General features: G+C 32.6%; 16 protein-coding genes. 15 read left to right on the forward strand and 1 reads right to left on the reverse strand.

What is annotated here, in order from left to right:
• Positions 1–19: 19 nt before the first annotated feature.
• From ERX40_RS11540 to ERX40_RS02590, 12 genes are all read left to right on the forward strand, one after another.
• A complete protein-coding gene (locus ERX40_RS11540) occupies positions 20–4471 on the forward strand; it encodes a peptidoglycan DD-metalloendopeptidase family protein (protein ID WP_133416929.1) in 4452 nt (1483 codons plus the stop codon).
• A 34-nt stretch (positions 4472–4505) separates the two neighbouring features.
• A complete protein-coding gene (locus ERX40_RS02545; RefSeq protein ID WP_133416930.1) occupies positions 4506–6044 on the forward strand; it encodes a distal tail protein Dit in 1539 nt (512 codons plus the stop codon).
• A 17-nt stretch (positions 6045–6061) separates the two neighbouring features.
• On the forward strand, positions 6062–9733 hold the full coding sequence (locus tag ERX40_RS02550; RefSeq protein WP_133416931.1) for a phage tail spike protein: 3672 nt from the start codon (positions 6062–6064) through the stop codon (positions 9731–9733).
• The gene (locus ERX40_RS02555; protein WP_133416932.1) at positions 9726–10058 is read left to right on the forward strand and encodes a hypothetical protein; all 333 of its coding nucleotides are present in this window, start codon (positions 9726–9728) and stop codon (positions 10056–10058) included. Before ERX40_RS02550 ends, ERX40_RS02555 begins: the two co-directional genes overlap by 8 nt.
• A gap of 40 nt (positions 10059–10098) precedes the next feature.
• The gene (locus ERX40_RS02560) at positions 10099–11958 is read left to right on the forward strand and encodes a BppU family phage baseplate upper protein (RefSeq protein WP_133416933.1); all 1860 of its coding nucleotides are present in this window, start codon (positions 10099–10101) and stop codon (positions 11956–11958) included.
• Between the two features lie 2 nt (positions 11959–11960).
• Complete coding sequence (locus ERX40_RS02565; protein ID WP_133416934.1) at positions 11961–12257, forward strand: hypothetical protein; 297 nt, start codon at positions 11961–11963, stop codon at positions 12255–12257.
• A 43-nt stretch (positions 12258–12300) separates the two neighbouring features.
• Positions 12301–12429, forward strand: a complete 129-nt coding sequence (locus ERX40_RS11545; protein WP_279487849.1) for a CD1375 family protein — start codon at positions 12301–12303, stop codon at positions 12427–12429.
• A gap of 100 nt (positions 12430–12529) precedes the next feature.
• Positions 12530–12889, forward strand: coding sequence for a phage holin (locus ERX40_RS11595; protein ID WP_133416935.1), 360 nt, complete (start codon positions 12530–12532; stop codon positions 12887–12889).
• 64 nt (positions 12890–12953) lie between these two features.
• Positions 12954–14399 (forward strand): SH3 domain-containing protein, encoded by a 1446-nt coding sequence (locus ERX40_RS02575; RefSeq protein ID WP_165980632.1) that lies wholly within the window; start codon positions 12954–12956, stop codon positions 14397–14399.
• 33 nt (positions 14400–14432) lie between these two features.
• On the forward strand, positions 14433–14870 hold the full coding sequence (locus ERX40_RS02580; protein ID WP_133416936.1) for a hypothetical protein: 438 nt from the start codon (positions 14433–14435) through the stop codon (positions 14868–14870).
• A gap of 396 nt (positions 14871–15266) precedes the next feature.
• Positions 15267–15770 (forward strand): hypothetical protein, encoded by a 504-nt coding sequence (locus tag ERX40_RS02585; RefSeq protein ID WP_133416937.1) that lies wholly within the window; start codon positions 15267–15269, stop codon positions 15768–15770.
• 14 nt (positions 15771–15784) lie between these two features.
• A complete protein-coding gene (locus ERX40_RS02590) occupies positions 15785–16198 on the forward strand; it encodes a hypothetical protein (protein ID WP_133416938.1) in 414 nt (137 codons plus the stop codon).
• Between the two features lie 42 nt (positions 16199–16240).
• Here the strand turns inward: ERX40_RS02590 and ERX40_RS02595 are convergent, their stop codons facing one another.
• Positions 16241–16465, reverse strand: coding sequence for a hypothetical protein (locus tag ERX40_RS02595; RefSeq protein WP_133416939.1), 225 nt, complete (start codon positions 16463–16465; stop codon positions 16241–16243).
• Between the two features lie 145 nt (positions 16466–16610).
• Here ERX40_RS02595 and ERX40_RS02600 point away from each other — a divergent pair, with 145 nt between their 5' ends.
• From ERX40_RS02600 to ERX40_RS02610, 3 genes are read left to right on the forward strand one after another with little or no spacing between them, the layout of a single operon-like run.
• Positions 16611–17225: an SANT/Myb-like DNA-binding domain-containing protein gene (locus ERX40_RS02600; RefSeq protein WP_133416940.1), complete on the forward strand. Its 615-nt coding sequence runs from the start codon at positions 16611–16613 to the stop codon at positions 17223–17225.
• Positions 17212–18798 (forward strand): recombinase family protein, encoded by a 1587-nt coding sequence (locus tag ERX40_RS02605; protein ID WP_133416941.1) that lies wholly within the window; start codon positions 17212–17214, stop codon positions 18796–18798. The genes ERX40_RS02600 and ERX40_RS02605 overlap by 14 nt, the downstream gene beginning before the upstream one ends.
• Positions 18770–18973 carry a DNA-processing protein DprA gene (locus ERX40_RS02610; protein ID WP_133416942.1) on the forward strand — a complete coding sequence of 68 codons (204 nt, stop codon included), beginning with the start codon at positions 18770–18772 and terminating at the stop codon, positions 18971–18973. Before ERX40_RS02605 ends, ERX40_RS02610 begins: the two co-directional genes overlap by 29 nt.
• Positions 18974–18988 lie beyond the last annotated feature (15 nt).

Consider the following 18988-nt stretch of genomic DNA (forward strand, 5'->3'; position numbering starts at 1 on the left):
AAGGAGATGAAATTTATTTATGGCAATAGGTTCAACACCTCTAGGTAGTATGGCAATAGAAGTTAACATTGATGATTCAAGACTGAGACCAACAGCAAACAATATGAAAGCCTTAATGAAATCTGTTAATGCTGAATTTGTAGCTAATATGTCAGCAGTTAAACGTACTGGATCAGAAATGGATATTCTAGCTACACGTACTGAAGGGTTAAACAAGAAGTTTGAAGTACAGAAAAAGACTGTACAAAGTTTAGAAGAAGCTTATGAGAAAGCACGTAAAGAAGCTGAGAAACAGGGTGCTAGTCAACAACAGATTAGAGCTGCTGAAGCTAAACGTACTGCACTGAATAGAGAAAAAGCTAGTTTAAATGATTTAGAAGGTGCTTTACAACAGGCACAAAAAGAACAGAATGAAATGATTGCTAATAATAAACGTTTAGAATCTTCATTCGGAAAATTAGACAGTCAGATTAAGAATACTGGAGATAAATTAAAAGGTATTGGTGGTAGCTTAACAGGTATTGGTCAGAACATGACTATGGCAGTATCTGCTCCAATATTAGGTTTAGGTGCTGCTTCAGTTAAAGCGGCTGGAGATGCTCAGGCTGCTAATGCACAGTTTAAAACAGTATTCGGTGATTTAGAAAGTCAAGCTGATAGTTCATTAAATAGTATTGCTGAACAGACAGGATTATTACCTAACAGTTTAAAAGGTGCTTATACACAAATTGCAGCTTTTGCTAAAACAAGTGGATCAGACACTAAACAAGCTTTAGATATTACAAGCAGAGCAACAATGGCAGCGGCTGATAGTGCAGCTTTCTATGATAAGTCTATAGAAGAAGTAACAGAATCACTTCAATCATATCTTAAAGGTAACTTTGAAAATGATGCAGCTTTAGGTATAAGTTCAACTGAAACAACACGTAATGCTAAAGCAAATGAATTGTATAAGAAATCATTTAATGATTTATCTGAATCACAGAAGCAATTAACATTATTGGCAATGGTTGAAGATGGTAATAAATTAGCTGGTGCATTAGGTCAAGCAGCTAGAGAATCAGATACCTTATCAACTCAGACCTCAAATGTCAAAACAGCATTTAAAGACTTTATGGCTGAAATTGGTAAACCTTTACTTCCTATTGCAGTTAATCTACTTAAATCTATGTCAGGTGTAGCTAAAGACTTGAGCAGTAGATTTAGTAATATGAGTGGATTTGGACAGAAATTAGTTCTAGGATTGGGAGCTTTAGTTGCAGTATTACCACCTATCTTAGTTGGTATTGGACTAATGGCAACAGGGTTAGGATCAATTATGGCTTTAGGCGCTCCTTTAAGTTTAACTGTATTAGGTGTAGTTGGTGGATTAGCATTATTAGCTACAGGATTAACACTAGCATATAAAAACAGTGAAACCTTCAGGAGTGTAGTGAATGGTGCGTTTAACGGTATAGCTAACACAGCAAAAAAAGTAATTGGCACTATTAAAGGTGTTTTTCAGCTATTTAAAGGTAACGGTACTCAAGGTGTTATTACATTAAGTAAATTTTTACCATCTAGTTTAGTAGTTGGAATCACTAAAACAGTTGATACTATTAAATCTACTTTTAAATCAATGGCTACAGCAGTTATTAAAGTTTTTAAGGATATTGGAAAATATTTAACTACTTTCTGGAATGAAAATGGAAAAATGATTGTTCAAGCCTTAAAAAATGTGATGAAAATAGTAAGTCCAATATTAAAAGTATTGGGTGCAATTTTTAAGGGTGGCTTTGGTGCTATTAAAATTATTGTATCTGAAGTATTTAAATCAGTAGTTGGTGTGATCAAAGGTGCAATAAAGATTATCACTGGTATTATGAAAGTCTTTGCTGGTTTATTTACTGGCAACTGGAAGAAGATGTTTAGTGGTATTTGGGACATTACTAAAGGTTTAATTCAAGTTATCTGGAATGGAATTAACTTGACTTTCTTTGGAAAAGCAATCAAAGGTGGATTAGCCTTTGCTAAGTCGTTTACTAAAATTTTTCCTGCTTTATGGAAGGGAATAACTGAAGTATTTTCTAAAAGTATAAAGGCTATTATAAAATTTGTATCTGAAAAATGGACTTCTTTAAATACAAACACATCTAAAACACTTAGTTCTTTATTAAAGCAAATTGGTGAAATTTTAAAGAAAGTATCTAAAGTATTCACCGATATTTTTAAGGCTGTATATAAAAAAGTTAAAGATACATTTGACGATATTCTGGAATCTGCTCCAAAATTACTTGAAAAAGCTAGAGCAGCAGTTGCTAAGATATTGTCTAACTTATATAAAAATTTCAAATCAATCATGAAGGACACCTACGACAAAATAAAAGATACTTTTTCTGATATTTTAAAATATGCTCCTGAATCATTTGAGAAAGCTAGAGTGGCAATAGCAAAAGTTTTATCTAACTTGTACAAAGGCTTTAAAACAGTTATGAAAGATACATACGATAAAGTCAAAGACACATTTTCTGACATGTTAGATTATGCTCCTAAAACAATTGGGAAAACTAAAGATGGTGTCATAAAAGGTTTAGAAAAAATGCGTGATGGTTTATCTAGTCTAATGAAAGATATGCGTAAAAATATATCTGAGGGCTTTGATGATATGGTCGACGGAGCAAAAGCTTTACCTAAGCGTTTAGGAGACGGTATTTCTAATGGTAAAGATAAAGCAGTTCAAGGTGTTAAAACTCTTGGTAATTCTTTAATTGGAAAACTTGGTGGTGTCGTAAATGGTACTATCGGTGGTATCAATACTGTTACAAGTAAATTAGGTATTGATAAGAAAATATCTGATTGGAAAATTCCTAAATTCAGTACTGGTACTAAAAATGGTGCATTAGCCCAGAATTCATTAATCACAGTCGGAGATAAAGGTAAAGGCAACTGGAAAGGTACTAGAGAGTTAGTTCAATTTCCTAACGGGAAGATGAGCTTATTCAACAAAGAAACTACATTCCATGCACCAAAAGGGACTAAAGTATTCAGTAACTATGAGACTGAACATATGATAGGCACAGCTTACAAGTTTAGTACAGGTACAGGTGTTGGTGGATTCTTTGGTAGCTTAGGTAAAAATATTATTAATGGCTTTGGCGATGTTATGGATTGGATTGCTAAACCGACTGAATTTGTTAATAAAATGATAAAAGGTGTTATAGATAAAACTGGATTTGGCAATCTAAAAGGATTTGGCTTAGATTTAGCTAAAGGTGGATTTGGACTTATTAAGAACGCTGTAATGGAATTTATTACAGGAGCTTTTAATGAATCAGGCACAGGTGATGGTGGTGTCTTGGATATTTCTAAGCTTTCCTATCACTATGGTAAAGATCCAGCTTATATTGCTGAAACAGGTCGCTCATCACATGAAGGTGTCGATTTTAGTTATGTATATGACAAAGTAGGTTCTACACATAGCGGTATTGCTCATGTACCACCTTTTATGGCTAACGGCTACGGTAAATGGATTAAGATTGTTCAAGGTGCTTTAAGTGTTATTTATGGTCACATGAGTAAAATCTTTGTAAAAGACGGACAAAAAGTTAAAGTTGGACAAGCACTTGGGATTACGGGTGATACTGGTTTTAGTACTGGTCCTCACTTACACTATGAAATGAGAAAAAACGGTCAACACTTTGATCCAGAGCCATTCCTTAGAAAACAAGCCACTACCGCTGGAGCAAGTGGGGGTAACTGGTCAGGTACTGTTATGAAAGCATTAGCTTTAGCAGGGTTACCTACTACAAGCGCTTATAAAAATGCTTGGTTAAGTCAGATTCAATCTGAATCAGGTGGTAATCCTAAAGCTGTACAACATGGATATGTCGATGTTAATACAGGTGGCAATGAAGCTAGAGGTTTGGTACAGGTCATTCCACCTACATTCAATGCGTTTAAATTAGCTGGTCACAATAATATTATGAATCCATTAGATAATTTAATAGCTGGTATGAGATATGCTAAATCACGTTACGGCTCAAGTCTATTGTCAGTTATTGGTAAGGGACATGGCTATAGAACAGGTGGCTTAGTGTTTGGTAAACAGTTAGCTTGGCTTGATGAAGATAATAAAGGTGAAGCAGTTATACCATTTGACCCAGCTAGAAGAGCAGATGCTATGAAGTTATTAGCTTATACAGCTATGAAAATTATGCCTAGAGAAAAAGGTGGTCAAGGTTATAGACCTAATTCTTTACCTAATGTAAATCTTGGAAAGAATAATAATGATTCAGAATTAATGAAAATGATGATGACAATGATTGAGAATCAAGATAAACAACTCAAACTTCAGCAACAACAAATTGAAGCGATTCAAGAAGATAGATATACAGTTGTTGAAGCTAATGGTCGAGCTATTGCTGAAGTGACTCATTCACATCATGAGAATATGAAGCAAAGAAAACAACAGTTTAAGCCTTCACTGGCTTAGACTGTTTTATTTATTGATGAGGTGATTACAGTTCATGAGAACTATTATTATAAATGAAAAAAAACTAGACCATTTGTATCTAGGTAAAGATTTTGATATTCCTTCTTTTCCGATTGATATTGAGAGTGTAGAAGTATCTGGAAGAGCTGGAGCAGTATTTACCAATAGGAAAATAAAAACCATTGATTTAGAAATACCAGTTGTCTATCAAAATGTTCATAACTTACCTTCAAAAGAAGTAAACGATTTAATGATTAACTTCTTTAATTATGATGATGAAATTTCAATACAGATTGAAGATGAGGATTGGTATTGGCTAGGTTATATCACTGGAGAATTTAAAGTATCTATTGATACACAACCTTTCTATAACTTTAATATCAAAATAACACTTCTTAATCCTTATAAATACAGCATTGAAGAGTATTCTAATATTGCTGTAAAGGATCAAGTAGCAATTAATAATACTGGTACAGTTGAACTATATCCGATTATTGAAGCAAAGGCTTTAAAAGATACTTCATATTTCATGGTAGCTAAAAATAATGATGACTACATTATGTTAGGAGAAGCTCCTACAGCAAATAAGAAATCTAAGAAGATTAATCCATCTGTATTAAGAGATGATTTAGAAACAACTACTGGTTGGTCGTATGTATCAAATCCTAGTATGTCGTTTGCTGATAATGAAACAGGTGGTATGTTAGGCGCTCACATACATTCTACTGGTTATGGTTTTGGTGTTGATCCTAATACTTATCCTAACTATATTGATAGATGGAATGGTGGAGCGGTTAAGAAGCCTTTTTCACGCAACATACAAAATTTTGAACATAAATGTATTGTTAAGGTAACTGATATTAATCAGACGGTTAACAAGTTTGGGACAGGTAAAGTATTTACTCATTTGTGGGATGAAGCTGGTAATCTTGTTGCTGCTATAGGTTTAGTTGATGCTAGTTACACTACTAATGATTTAACGGTTATCGCAAAATTATTTGATGAGACTGGTAGCCCTTATAAAGTATTTTCATTTAAGCAGAAATATGATGCTTATTTAGATGACTTTGTTCATATGTCAATTAAGCGTGAGGGGAATAAGTGGGAGTTTAGAACGAATACTATTAAATATGTAAAAACAATTACTAAAGCTGAAAAAGCAAGATACGGATTGACAAGAGAATTGATGAATAATAGACATGTTGAACATTATACAGATAAGTCACGTAAGTACATGAAGCCTATTAGAACAGCGAGTATCTACATCGCTCAATTCAATTGGGAAAATAAAAGCGCTATTGAGTTTAAACAATTTAGAGCTAATGCTTATTTCATATCAACAAATGAATTATTTCCTAAGACTGATACTGAAGTAGATGAGTTTATTGAAAAAGGCGATAAAATCATTATTGATAATTATAATCAAAAAATGATTATGAATAAAAAAGATGTTACTAAATATAAAGATTTTGGTTCAAACTATTTCAGTCTGGAAAAAGGACAGCACGAACTACTTATCTACCCGACCAAAGCATTTAATGTAACAGTAAGGTGGGAGATAGTAGATTATTAAAAGAAGGTGTAAGGACATTGACAAACAAAGGTATTCATATTTTAGACAATGAAACTGAAGATATTCTGCTTTATCTAACAAATACTTCCAGAGAGCGAATGGTATTAGATAATAATCATACTAGAAATGCTGAAGATCATTCAGAAACATTTGATTTTTCTATTCCATATAAATACACAAAACATCTAGCTAATCAGAATCGTGTATTGATTCCAGATGATATTAATAACAAGTATCGAGAATTTGTAATTAAGACGGTTGAGACAGATAACAATATTATATTTGTTCAATCAGATGCGGCTTGGCTAGATGATTTAAGCAGAAATGTTAAACCTTTAGCTCCTATGAATCGTCAAAATATTACAGTAGATGAAGCAATTGATATCGCATTGATAGATACAGGTTATCTTAAAGGTAATGTTGATTTTGATGGATTTATAGACTTAGTAACGACTGAATATAAAACAGCTTATGAAATTCTGCTTATGATTGAAGAATTAACCGATTTACATTTTGACTGTACAGTAAATACTCAAGGCAATTCTATTACTGGTCGTTATGTACATATGACAGAACGTAAAGACTTTGAGGGGAAAGAATTAGTTAGAGGTCATAATGTTACTGGTATCAAAAAGAAAGAAAATACTAGAGAACTGGTAACAGCATTAATTCTTACTTCTACTGATGAAAAAGGAAAGCCATTAGTTACTGAAATTACTGATGATAAAGCAAGAGATCGTTGGGGTAATAATGGTAAATTCTCTTGGTCAATTTATAATATAGAAGCTAAAGAATCAGACAAAATGACTACAGCTAAGATGAAGATTAAAGGTGCTAAAGCACTGAAAAATATGATTGATTCAACTGTAGAATATGAAGTTACTGCTGTAGAAGTTAACAGACAACTAAAAGAACAGGTTAGATTTGGTGATAGAGTAAGAGTTAGAGATGTGATTTTTCAACCTCATTTTTACTTAGAAGCTACAGTAAAATCAGTTAGTAGAGATATATTTAGTGAAAGTTCTAAGCAATTTACATTAGGTTCAATTAAGCAATATTCTGAAGATCAGTTAAGAAGATACTTTAATTCACTAAAATCTGAATTAACGACTAAACTCAATGATAATATTAACAATCTTGATACTATTATTGCTAACATTTCTGAGACAGTAGCAGAAAATGATATTCATAAATCAGAAATTGCTCCTGAGTATTTAGATGGTGTAATTCCAGTTAATAAGCTCTGGCTTGATACTAGTACTCAACCTGCAATATTAAAACGTTGGAATGGAACACAATGGATTATTGATAGTCCTACAAAACCATCTGATATAGGAGCTGTTGCTAAAGAAAGTGCTATGATTGATAGCTTAGAAGCTGTGTATAAGAATATGGCTGGTCAACATCTAGCATTGAGTGCTGAAGTCACAATAATACTGCAAAATGAATTCTTAGTAGATCAAACAATTAAAGATAATCTTAATCAGAACTTAGCAGATGCAAGTTCTATTTTTATTGCTCTGGGTGAACTAATAATTGCTAAACAAGCTATTGAAAAACCTTCAATGACAGATGTTATTGAAGTTCAGACACTATTAGATAACTATGGTAAATCAGTAGAGCAACTAAGAATTGAATTAACTAATGCTAATACTGCTATAAATGAAAGAATCAATTTATTACAATCTCAATATACTGAAGAAAATGTCAAAAAAGTATTTCAAGAAGTAGCAGATATCACTGGACTCACTTATGATTCAATCAATAATACACTATCTGGAGATATCAATTTATCTGAAGCTAATGTTACTAAGGTGTACGATAAAGTAACTGCTGATATGGTTGGTCAGTATGTATCAAGTGCTACATATTCTACTGATAAAGACGGATTTGTTAATGATATCAGTGCAAATAAAACAGCTATTGAACAGACAAAGAAAGAAATTAACTTAGAAGTCAGTGAAAGTAAGATTAATACTCAGCTTAAAACCATGTCTGAAGCCATTAGTGTTATTAAATTAATTTCAAACGGAATTAATATTTCATCTAGCGAGAATGGATTAATATCAACAGTTGCTGTTAGTCCAAATGAATTATCACTAAAATCTAATCTTATCAATCTAAATGAAGGACAGATTGAAGTAACTAAAGGTGTCACTAAAATTAAGAACGCAGTCATAACTGATGCACATGTTAAAGACTTATCATTAAATAAACTTACTGGTGGAGAACTTAATGTAGGCGGCTATATAAATGACTATGCTACTGATTCTTCAGGAAACATAATTTATGAAACTACTACTGATGAAGACGGTTCTACAATTACTGTACCAGTCATTGATCCTAATAAGAAACAGTATTTAGGCTCAGGTGAGATTAATTTCAGAAATGATAACAATGAGATACTTTTTCAAATTTCTGCACAAAATAAGGGGGCAGATACATTCACAGTAACTGATTTAATAGTTGAGAATCCTATTCAGAATCCTTTTCTAGTCACCAGAAGTACTTCAAGTTTAACTTATTATGTTAGAGGTTCAGTATATGGCAACGATGATAATAGCGGATTAGCTGAATTAGATGCTTTTTCTTCATTACAAAAAGCTATAGATAGTATTCCAGATATTATCAATCATACAATTACTGTATTAGTATATGGTACTTATGATATAAATGAAGATATTGTATTAAGCTCAAAACTAGGAAACGGTGAAATTATATTTGAACTAAGGGGGTACGATAGTAATTTCAGAATCTCAATAGAACATTGTCAGTGTAGAGTGACCATACAAAACGGAACGATTAATACTTTGGATAATGATAAGCCGTATTTAGCTCAAAATAAATATTCACATTATGTTTCATTCGTTGGCTTGAATTTAAACGGTAACAATGGAACGGGACAATTAGGAATTCAAGGTTTAGGTGGCGGAAACACATATATTAACAATTGTGAAATTCAAAATGTACAAGATTGTGTATCAGCTACTAATCTTCATAATGTTTATATGTCAAATAATACTGGTGTCGCAAGTAGGTATGGAACTGTTTCATGGCGTGGCGCAACTATAAATGTTAATAACAATGCTCCTATCGGGAAAGTAGCTAACTATAATAAAGGCTATGCTGGAAATATTAATATTGTTGATGCAACTTATCCAACAGTTGTAACTAAAGCTCCGTCAACAGTAACAACTACTAAAAGTAGAATATTTAAGCCATTAAGTGCTAATCATTACAGATATTCAGGGATTAATACTTGGGCAAGATCAGGTGATTTTCACTATGGTTATCCAGTACAAGGAATGGGATATGGATCTCCTGCACAGACTGGTTGCTGGTTCTTTGGTGCGACAATGAGAGATACACTTAAAGGAAAAACAATTAAATCAGTTAAAGTTAAATTATCAAGACGTTCAAAAATAGGTAATAGTTCAAATGCTAAAGTCAACTTGCGTATGCATAAATATATTTCACAACCATCATCAAGTCCATCATTCTCAACAGCATATAAAGAAATTATCATGGACTGGGGAGAAACTAAAACCTATGATGTTACTTCTACTTTTAAAACATTGATTAATGATGGTACGTGGGCAGGCTTTGGTATAAAACCTACAGCACAAGATTTAGCACACTATGCTGAATTATCTGCTCTAAACATGGAGGTGTACGTAACTTATGTATAAACTGATATTCACAGATGAAAACAAGAATATTATTCATAGTGAATTATGTGATTCTATTAGATTAAGCAATCAATTAGCAGATATTGAAATCACTAACACTAAAGGTACTCAATCGTTTATTGGTGCAATTCCTGAGAACTATCATATTTTTAATAGTAATCTTGATGTAAAAGCAATAAATGATGAAACTCTAAAAGAATCATTAAATAAAGAACTTTTCAATATTGAAGAAATTAAAGAAAAAGATATTGAAATATTAGAATTAAAACAAAAAATAGAAACACTTGAAGGTGCAATCTTAGAGCTGATGGAAACAGTTCTTTGATTGTACTTTTATTATATTCCGATGAAGGGGACAAGAATTTATGGTTATATTAAAAAACAGAGATATTGCTGCTGATATTAAAGTCACTGGTGTAGATTTAGGAAACATTGGAGCTAAGTTTTACACTGAGGATGAGAATACAGCAAGTATCACGCTATATATTAAATATAATGGATTGGGATTTGACTTAACTCAATCTGCAATGAAACCTAAATTAGATTTATTTACTTTAGATGGTTCGATATTTCTTGATGAACCATTAGAAGTAGTAGATTCTACTTCAGGTATTATTAAATATACTATTCAACCAGATGTGATTAAACACGTTGGATCAGTTAACGCAAAACTTTTCTTAACGTCTGAGAACGAATCAGTTCATGTAGCCAATTTTCAATTTGATATTGGGGATAGTGGTATTGATAAAGCAATAGCAAAACAAATAGATGTAAACTTAATTGATAATGCTATCATGTCCATTATCGAAGCTAATCCAGATCGTTTCAGAGGTGAAGCTTTTACCTTTGAAGATTTTACATCTGAGCAATTAGAATCTCTTAAAGTTAAAGGTGATGAAGGCTCTTCCGCCTACGAAGTCTGGCTGCAACAGGGCAATACAGATAAGACAGTAAATGATTACTTGCTTTCGCTCAAAGGACTTGACGGTTCCAAAGTAACAATCGGCAGCGATGGATATTGGTATATTGACGGCATTAAGCAGACAACGATGGCAAAACCATCACAGGCTGAAATCGACAACATGAAACTTTATGTGCAGTCAAGAGGTCAAAACTTAGTTACAAATGGCACAGGATTACTCGGAGATAATACTAACTTTAGCGGTTTTACCTATAAACAGGATGAGGTTAAGGTAGGGCGTGGGAGTTTTTATACAGGGGATCTACGCAAAACTTACCAATCTGACGAGTTTATACCTGTTGATCCATCAAAATCTTATTTATTAAGTGCTTGGGTTAAATCAAAAAAAGCAATCAGTCAGCAATATTTCGGTCATGCCTGTTACGATATAGATCGTAATGCGATTTATCCTGAAAATCTTGAAAGCGGAAATTATCCAGTGGCTAAATTAACTAAGCCTTTAAAAGTTGGAGATACGATTATTTATCTGGATAATGTATCAGCGTGGGCGGATAGTAGTTGGACTCTGACCAACGATAAAAAAGGTGTCATCCTCTGGGGCTACAAAGACAGCAAGGGATACTTATTTGCTGACAGAACTTATTCACGCTACAACAAGATTGGCATACAAAGCGTGGATGTTACGAATAATACAATTACTCTATCATCTGCGTGGGATATTCCTTACAAAGACACACAAGACGGTGTATTTCCGATTGGACACTCTGCGAGTCGTACAAATAAGGGTGGTAACTATAATTACTCTGTCCTGTCTAAAGTAGTAGTCCCGGCAACATGGACAAATTACAGTGGCAAGGTTTTAGGTATAGGCGGTTCAGAAGCTACTAATGTATTTAGATATGGAACAACTTATATTAAACTATTGTTTATTTCAAATTATGATGTGGTTGATGAAGTCTGGTATAGTGGCATCGACTTCCGAGAATCGGTTGAAACCAATCCTGAATGGACTGATGCAATCCTTCAAAATGGTTATACAGGCTCGGTTAAGTATTATAAAGATCGTAATAGTTTGGTTACAGTTAAATTTGATTTGACTGTGGGTTTAGTGGCTGCTGGCACAGTTATTGCTTCGATACCTTCGAACTATCTTCCGACAGTCATTAGACCTGTACCATCGTATAATATCACCACAAATACACCCGATTTATTTATCAATATCACGACCACAGGGGTTGCAGTTGGTAAGACACTAACGCAAGGCAATAAAATACAAGGTCAAATTACTTACAGGGTGGGATAATTATGCAACAAATCTATCTATTTAATCAGGAAGGTATCTTTAACGGTGTAGATATTGTCGATAACTTAACAATATTAGATGCGGATGGTCGAGAGGTTTCAGTATTACCGACTAACGCAACACTCATCAAGCCGCCTGACGGTCTTTACAAGGCTCAATTTGATGGCGAAAAGTGGATTGAGACTATTACAGAGGAAGAACTTGCAGAACTGAATAAAATAACATCCTCGCCTACATTAAAAGAGAGAGTTGATGTGTTAGAAGGTGCTGTCGTTGAAATCATGGAAACGACTCTATAGCACCTTTTTATTATACGCAGAATTATTGAGGGGAGGTGAAGACATGATGGCGTTACTGATTGCTAACCGTATTATTGCCGGCAAGTATGAGTATTCTCGCACACCAGAAGTCCTTAAAGAGCAAGTCCGTGAAATTCTAATTGAAGCAGGACTTGAAGACCTTGCACAATAATTGATTGCCTCCTAATTGGAGGCTTTGAATATACTCAACCTCTCACATAAGTGAGGGGTTTTTATTATAAATAAAAACAAAGGAGCGTGAAAAATAAATTATGAATATTAATTGGAAAGTAAGATTACAAAGTAAAACATTCCTTGTATCTCTGTTTAGTTTAATTTTAATATTTGCTAATCAAATTGCTTCATTGTTTGGATATGATATATCTACTTATTCAGAACAGGCTAATAGTATCTTTAACACTGTTTTAAGTGTCCTAGTGCTAATGGGGATTGTTAATGACCCAACAGTTAAAGGGTTGAATGATTCAGAGTTATCTATGAACAAAACTGAACCAACTGATCCTAATATGGACTTAACTATTAAAGGTGAGCAAGAAGTAAATGATGACACTGAATTGGTTGCTGATAATACAGATACGTCAGGTGAATTTGATAGTTCAGTAAATCAATAAGTTATAAAGAGAGATAGTTAATAGATGTCTCTCTTATTTTTTTATTAAAAGAAGGATGTGAAAAATGGAAACAGCAATAGATTATCTATTAAGTAAAGGTTGGAAAATTTCATCTGACCCTCGTAACTACGACCACTACCCTAACACTTATGGACTAAGAAACTTTACTCAGAATGGTATTAATTATGATTCCTTTTGCGGTGGTTATCATAGAGCATTTGATTTTTACAACAATGATACGAATGATGTTCCTTCAGTGACTTCAGGTGTAGTCATTACTTCTGAAGATTATGGTAACTTTGGTGGAACAGTTGAAATCAGAGATGCTAAAGGAAATGATTGGATTTATGGTCATTTAGTACGTGGAACATTGAATTATCAAGTTGGAGATATTGTGCAACAAGGTGATATTGTCGGACAACAAGGTTCATCTAACTATTATGATAATCCAATGTCTGTCCATCTCCATCTCCAGTTAAGACCTAAAGGAACAGATTTAAACAATGAAGTCACTGAAGTATGTTCAGGTATTCCGATTGAGAAATATGATATTTCTGATCTTAAACAATTTAAGAAAGATGGTGATAAAGTGGGTAAAAAGATTTTATTGACTGCTGGGCATGGTGGAATAGATTGTGGTGCTGTGGGTAACGGGACAAACGAACGTGATTTCATTCGTGAACATATCGTGGATAGAATTGCTAATTATTTAATCAAAGCTGGTCATGATGTAACAGTATTTGACAAACGATACGATATGTTGACAGTGACTTTTGATGGCACTAATCAACATGGATTGTATTGGGCAAAGCAACAAAGGTTTGATGAAGTAATTGAATTCCATTTAGATGCTGCTGGTTTCAGTGCTTCTGGTGGACACACTATTGTATGGGGCGGATTCAAACCAGACGCAATTGATACTCGAATTCAAAATGCTTTAGCTAATACAGTTGGTGTAATCAGAGGAATCTCATTAAGAACAGATTTGGGTAACGCACGTATTGCTGCTAGTTTAGGTGTTTCATATCGTTTAGTTGAGTTAGGTTTTATTACCAGTACTAAAGATATGAATTATATCAGAAATAATATTGATAGTTTTACATTAAAATTAGCGGAAGCTATTCATGGTGATCACATTGGAAACATCAATACTAATGAAACTAAACCTGTCATCCGAAAAAAACCTGTATCTTCTCGCATTAAACAAATTATAAATAAAGTTGCTTCTACGTGGAAGGTTTCTAAAGGATTAAAATACAAACAAGAATCAGCAACTTTCACTTGTACTGTACCTGATGGGATTGTAACACGATATTCTAAACCCTCATTAAAAAGTCGTAAAGCTGGGGTATTGAAAAAAGGTCAGAAAATTAAATATGATATGGTCTATCTGAATGAAGGCTATGTTTGGATTAAATGGACAGCTAACAACGGTAGGAATGTATATATGCCAGTTCGCAAAGTAGATTCCAACGGTAATGAAGGAAAATTGTGGGGGATTATTAAGTAAAATAAATATGCGTATAAAAGTGGTGACTCTGAGTTGGAAACTATAAATACTAGGCTCGACAGAAATGAAGAAGACATAAAAAGGCTTGAGAGGTCTATTCAACAATTAGACACTAAGATAGAAAACACTGAAAAAGATATTATGAAAGAAGTAAAAGAGAATCAAAGAGATATAAAAGTATTGTTAAAAGAATCTGAGGATAATAATAAAGCGAAATCTGAAAAGTTATTTGATGGATTAAACAAGCTAACAGAGTCTCAGTATCAACAAACACTTATGCAAAAAGATATTCAAAATGAGGTTAAAACTGCTGTAAAAGATTTTGCTGAATTAAGTAAGGATTACAAAGAATCTGATAAAAAGAAAACAGCAGCTATCTGGAGTTTTGCAATTTCTCTAGTATTAATGATTCTGGGAACATTTTGGAGAATGGCAACTATTGGTGTAATACTTCCAATATTTTTTATATAATACATTTAAAAGGAGATGAAACTCATGCAAAAAGTGCAAATGATAGGTATGTTAGCATCATTTCTAAGTTGCTTGTTTTTTGGATATTGTAAATAACATTGGAAAATAAGGGTGTCTACTGAGGTAGATACTCTTTTTATTTTGTATAAAAGGAGAATTTTATCGTGACTAATCTGATACTATTCATCAAGGACAGAAACTGCACTTAGAATAACCATTCTGAATAATGGTAAATAATATAAAATCTACTACTAATGCTCTTATCTCATATACTTGAGGTAGGAGCATTTTTTTATGTCTTCATTTAAACGAATTATTATATGTTTGGCTCTATAAGCAAATATAATACTTTATGTTATACTCTTTATATTAAATAAAATATAAACAGGTGGTTTTATGAAAGAAGATTCAATTAAAGATCTTATACTCAACTATGAAAAAGAACGTTCATTATATAAGATAGAAGATTCTCATAAGAGACAAACTTTTCTAGTAGAAGAAGATAACATTAAACGTTTAGAAAGCTTACAAGCATATCTTGAGCTACAAAATGCTAGAAATAGTTCGTTATCAAATGATGATGACTCTTTAAGACGTAATCGTAAATTAGCGGTAGGTTTTAAAACTAAAGCTGTAAATATAGCCTTAAAACAATTTATGGATAATTGGGATAATGAAATTGGACTGACACCTGAGATAGAAGTAATACGCTATAAAGTGGCTAACATCAACAAAAATTATCGTGTCTATTTATTTGAGATGGATGGACAATACCATTTTGTTCAACATGATAACAGGGGTAATGAATTAGAACACATCACAGGTAGTGAAAGTAGTATAAGAGAAAAGTTTGAATCATACAGAGAGACTGAGATAAGAAGTGGTAGACCTAAAAATTGACTGGAGGGGATATTATGAAAAGAATATTAATATTTCTTATACCGATAATATTTACACTTGCAGCATGTGGAGATCAAAACAAGAAGGATTTAATTGGTGTCTGGAAGATTGAAAATAAAGAATATGAAGGTGCTAAAATAAAGTTTGATGATAAGTATAAAAATATCGTTTCTCCCAATGAAGAGTTTGATGATAATGAAAAAGAAGAATATAAGGTAATTGATTCAAAAGATAATAAAATAACTATCTTACAATCAGCTACTATTGATGGTGATACAAAGTATATTAAAGAAGTATATGAATTTAGTGAAGATAGAAATCATTTTAGAAGAACGTTAACGTTTCCAGTTGATAAAAATGGTAACGAAGTAGAAAATTCAGACGTTCATGACACTGGTAAATGGAAAAGGGCTAAAGATGAGATTTAAAAAAGCTACTACTCTTTTAGTTGAGCGGTAGCTTTTCTTCTATTATAGTTTCATTTCACGTTTCCAATTCTGAAATTGGTATTCATTCAAGTGCTGTTCTAACTTTTCAATCTGCTCATCTTTTCCAGCTAACTCAATTCTTAATTCTTCAATCTCCATTTTCTTTTCATCTAACTCACTAGCATATTCAACATAACAATTTAACTCTTGATTCATATTCATAGCAGCCAGTACCAGTTCTTCTTGACTCATCTTCTTAAAGTTCATTTGTTAATCTCCTTAAATGTTTTATTTGATATCTAAACTATAATAAATAATCTAATATAAGTCAACAAAAATAATACTTTTTTATTTAATTATTTAATACTTTTGATATGATGGTATTAGTCGTACAATATAATCAACATATTAAATGGAGCGTGATAAATTTATGGCAACAAGGAAAAGAATGGTTTGGACAAAAGACGAAGAAAATTTATTACTAGAGCTGAAATCAGGACAACGCATCAAGTATGAAGATATACTTCACCATTTCCCTAATCGTACTAAAGGACAGGTTAAATCTAAATATGATTCATTGATGCGTGCAAAAAAGAATAAAAAACATAATTATGACACTACACCACGTAAACGATGGACTCAGAAAGAAATAGATATCCTTAAAAACAATGCTAAGGCTGATTGGGAAGTATTATTAAAGCTGTTACCAGACAGAAGCCATTTAGCTATTCATCGTAAAATAAATGAACTCAAAATGTATCGCAATGATTTTGAAGTTACACCTGCTATGGAAAAATATATTTACGATAATTATCTATTAAAAACTAATCAAGAAATAGGTAAAGAAATTGGCTTGAGTCCTTCTACTGTATATAACATAGGTAGAAGATTGGAACTGACACCTCAGAATGAACGTTGGAATCTTCATACTATTGAAACTGATCCACAAGAGCTGAGTTTTACTTGTAAGCTAACACTCGAATACAGTAAAAATACGAAAGGAAGAAAACTCTATGGAAAAGAATAATTTCAACTATGAAGATTACTATGCTATAGAAGAAGAGAAGAAGATTAAGAATGTTGCCATATATGCACGTAAATCAAGAGCTAATGAAGGTGAAAAAGATTTAAATAATCATCTAATCAGACTGAAAGCTAGATGTGATCTTAATGAATGGAAATATAAAGTATATAAAGAAATAGGTTCTGGAAGTACTTTGAGAGATAGACCTCAGATGATAAAGCTATTAGAAGACTGTCAAGAAGGTGTCTATGATGCAGTAGTTGTAGTTGATATAGATAGATTAAGTAGGGGTAAAGGCGCAGATTTAGATAGGATATTAGGTATTTTAAAGAATCACAATATTAAGATTGTACAGGAATCACCTTATGACGTTTATGATTTAAACAATTCTAACCATGCTCAGATGCTAGAAATGAAAATGTTCTTTGGTAATATGGAACTCATGCAAATCAAAAAGAGACACAGAGAAGGTAAGCGTTTGGCTCAATTCATGGGTAAATGGGTAAATGGTAATCCTCCTTATGGTTACAGTATTGATAGAAAGACTAAATTTCTTATTATTAATGAAGATGAAGCTAAGGTGATTAGACAACTTAAAGACTTATTTTTAGAACATCGTAATACAGTTAAAGTAGCTGAGGTTGCAAATAAAACAGGACTTAGGACTAGAAAAGGAAATCTATTTGATCGTGAACGAGTAAGTAAGATTTTACAGAATGAAACAATAGCAGGTACTTATGTGTACAATAAATATAAAGGTAACTACAAAAACAAAGATAATGAATCATACTCTGTGACTAAATTTGAATATGTAGATAAATCAGAATGGAAACGTAAATTAGATAATCATCCAGCTATTATTACAATGGAAGAATTTAATCTAATTAAACAGCATTTTGTACAGAAATCAGCTAGTCGTAATCCTATTAAGCATGTACATGCTTTAACAGGTTTATGTATTACACCGACTGGTGAAAAGTATTATCTGAAGAAGTCTCAGAAACATGTTAAACGTCCTGATAGGCTAGTTGTTGATAAAAAAGACATGATAAATAGTATTCATTATTTACCAGTTGATGTTGAAATAGTAGAAGAATGTTTATATGAATTCTTTAAGATGATGAAAAATAAACTGGAAAACTTAAAGAATTATCAAAAATCAAAGAATGAACAAGTAAAGTTGCAGCAAGATAAATTATATAGATTACAACAAGAAGAAAAACGGATTGAGAAACTGATGAATAAAATTGACGAAGGATTTATATTTGAGATATATACAGCAGCTCAAGCTAAGAAGCTTAAAGAAGAGCATACATCTGAATTAGCGGTTGTGAAAGCTGAAATCAATCAAATTAACAACACAATCTTTCAAATAGAAAATGAAGATGACGAAGATTATTTAGATAATGTTAACTTTTTTCTGAAAGATATTAAGAAGAATACAATGCCAAATGAGCTTAATGAATTTTATAGTAATGTGTTTAAACATATAGTAGTTAGTCGTACTAACGCAGTTGATCTAGAAATTAAATTTGTCTATAAAGATTATGGAGCAGCTAAATATTTTAGTCAGTAAAAGTCTCATCACGCTTGACCAGGCACTCGATCAGAACCGGAATGTTTACTGCATTCCCGGTCCGGTCACCAGTCTCTATTCTGAAGGCAGCAATCTGAAAATATTTGAAGGTGCCAAGATGTGTCTTTCTGCTCAGGATATTCTGGAAGATTTCAGCATTCAGAAAATTAAATAATTGACAGCGTTATCC

Origin of the sequence: Macrococcus carouselicus, from assembly GCF_004359515.1 — a bacterium.
Lineage (GTDB): Bacteria > Bacillota > Bacilli > Staphylococcales > Staphylococcaceae > Macrococcus > Macrococcus carouselicus.

Excerpts from the sequence above, each read along its gene's own strand:
- ERX40_RS11540 (WP_133416929.1), top strand. The coding sequence starts at position 20 with ATGGCAATAGGTTCAACACCTCTAGGTAGTATGGCAATAGAAGTTAAC.
- ERX40_RS02545 (WP_133416930.1), top strand. The coding sequence starts at position 4,506 with ATGAGAACTATTATTATAAATGAAAAAAAACTAGACCATTTGTATCTA.
- ERX40_RS02555 (WP_133416932.1), top strand. The coding sequence starts at position 9,726 with ATGTATAAACTGATATTCACAGATGAAAACAAGAATATTATTCATAGT.
- ERX40_RS02560 (WP_133416933.1), top strand. The coding sequence starts at position 10,099 with ATGGTTATATTAAAAAACAGAGATATTGCTGCTGATATTAAAGTCACT.
- ERX40_RS02565 (WP_133416934.1), top strand. The coding sequence starts at position 11,961 with ATGCAACAAATCTATCTATTTAATCAGGAAGGTATCTTTAACGGTGTA.
- ERX40_RS11545 (WP_279487849.1), top strand. The coding sequence starts at position 12,301 with ATGATGGCGTTACTGATTGCTAACCGTATTATTGCCGGCAAGTATGAG.
- ERX40_RS11595 (WP_133416935.1), top strand. The coding sequence starts at position 12,530 with ATGAATATTAATTGGAAAGTAAGATTACAAAGTAAAACATTCCTTGTA.
- ERX40_RS02575 (WP_165980632.1), top strand. The coding sequence starts at position 12,954 with ATGGAAACAGCAATAGATTATCTATTAAGTAAAGGTTGGAAAATTTCA.
- ERX40_RS02585 (WP_133416937.1), top strand. The coding sequence starts at position 15,267 with ATGAAAGAAGATTCAATTAAAGATCTTATACTCAACTATGAAAAAGAA.
- ERX40_RS02590 (WP_133416938.1), top strand. The coding sequence starts at position 15,785 with ATGAAAAGAATATTAATATTTCTTATACCGATAATATTTACACTTGCA.
- ERX40_RS02595 (WP_133416939.1), bottom strand. The coding sequence starts at position 16,465 with ATGAACTTTAAGAAGATGAGTCAAGAAGAACTGGTACTGGCTGCTATG.
- ERX40_RS02600 (WP_133416940.1), top strand. The coding sequence starts at position 16,611 with ATGGAGCGTGATAAATTTATGGCAACAAGGAAAAGAATGGTTTGGACA.
- ERX40_RS02605 (WP_133416941.1), top strand. The coding sequence starts at position 17,212 with ATGGAAAAGAATAATTTCAACTATGAAGATTACTATGCTATAGAAGAA.
- ERX40_RS02610 (WP_133416942.1), top strand. The coding sequence starts at position 18,770 with ATGGAGCAGCTAAATATTTTAGTCAGTAAAAGTCTCATCACGCTTGAC.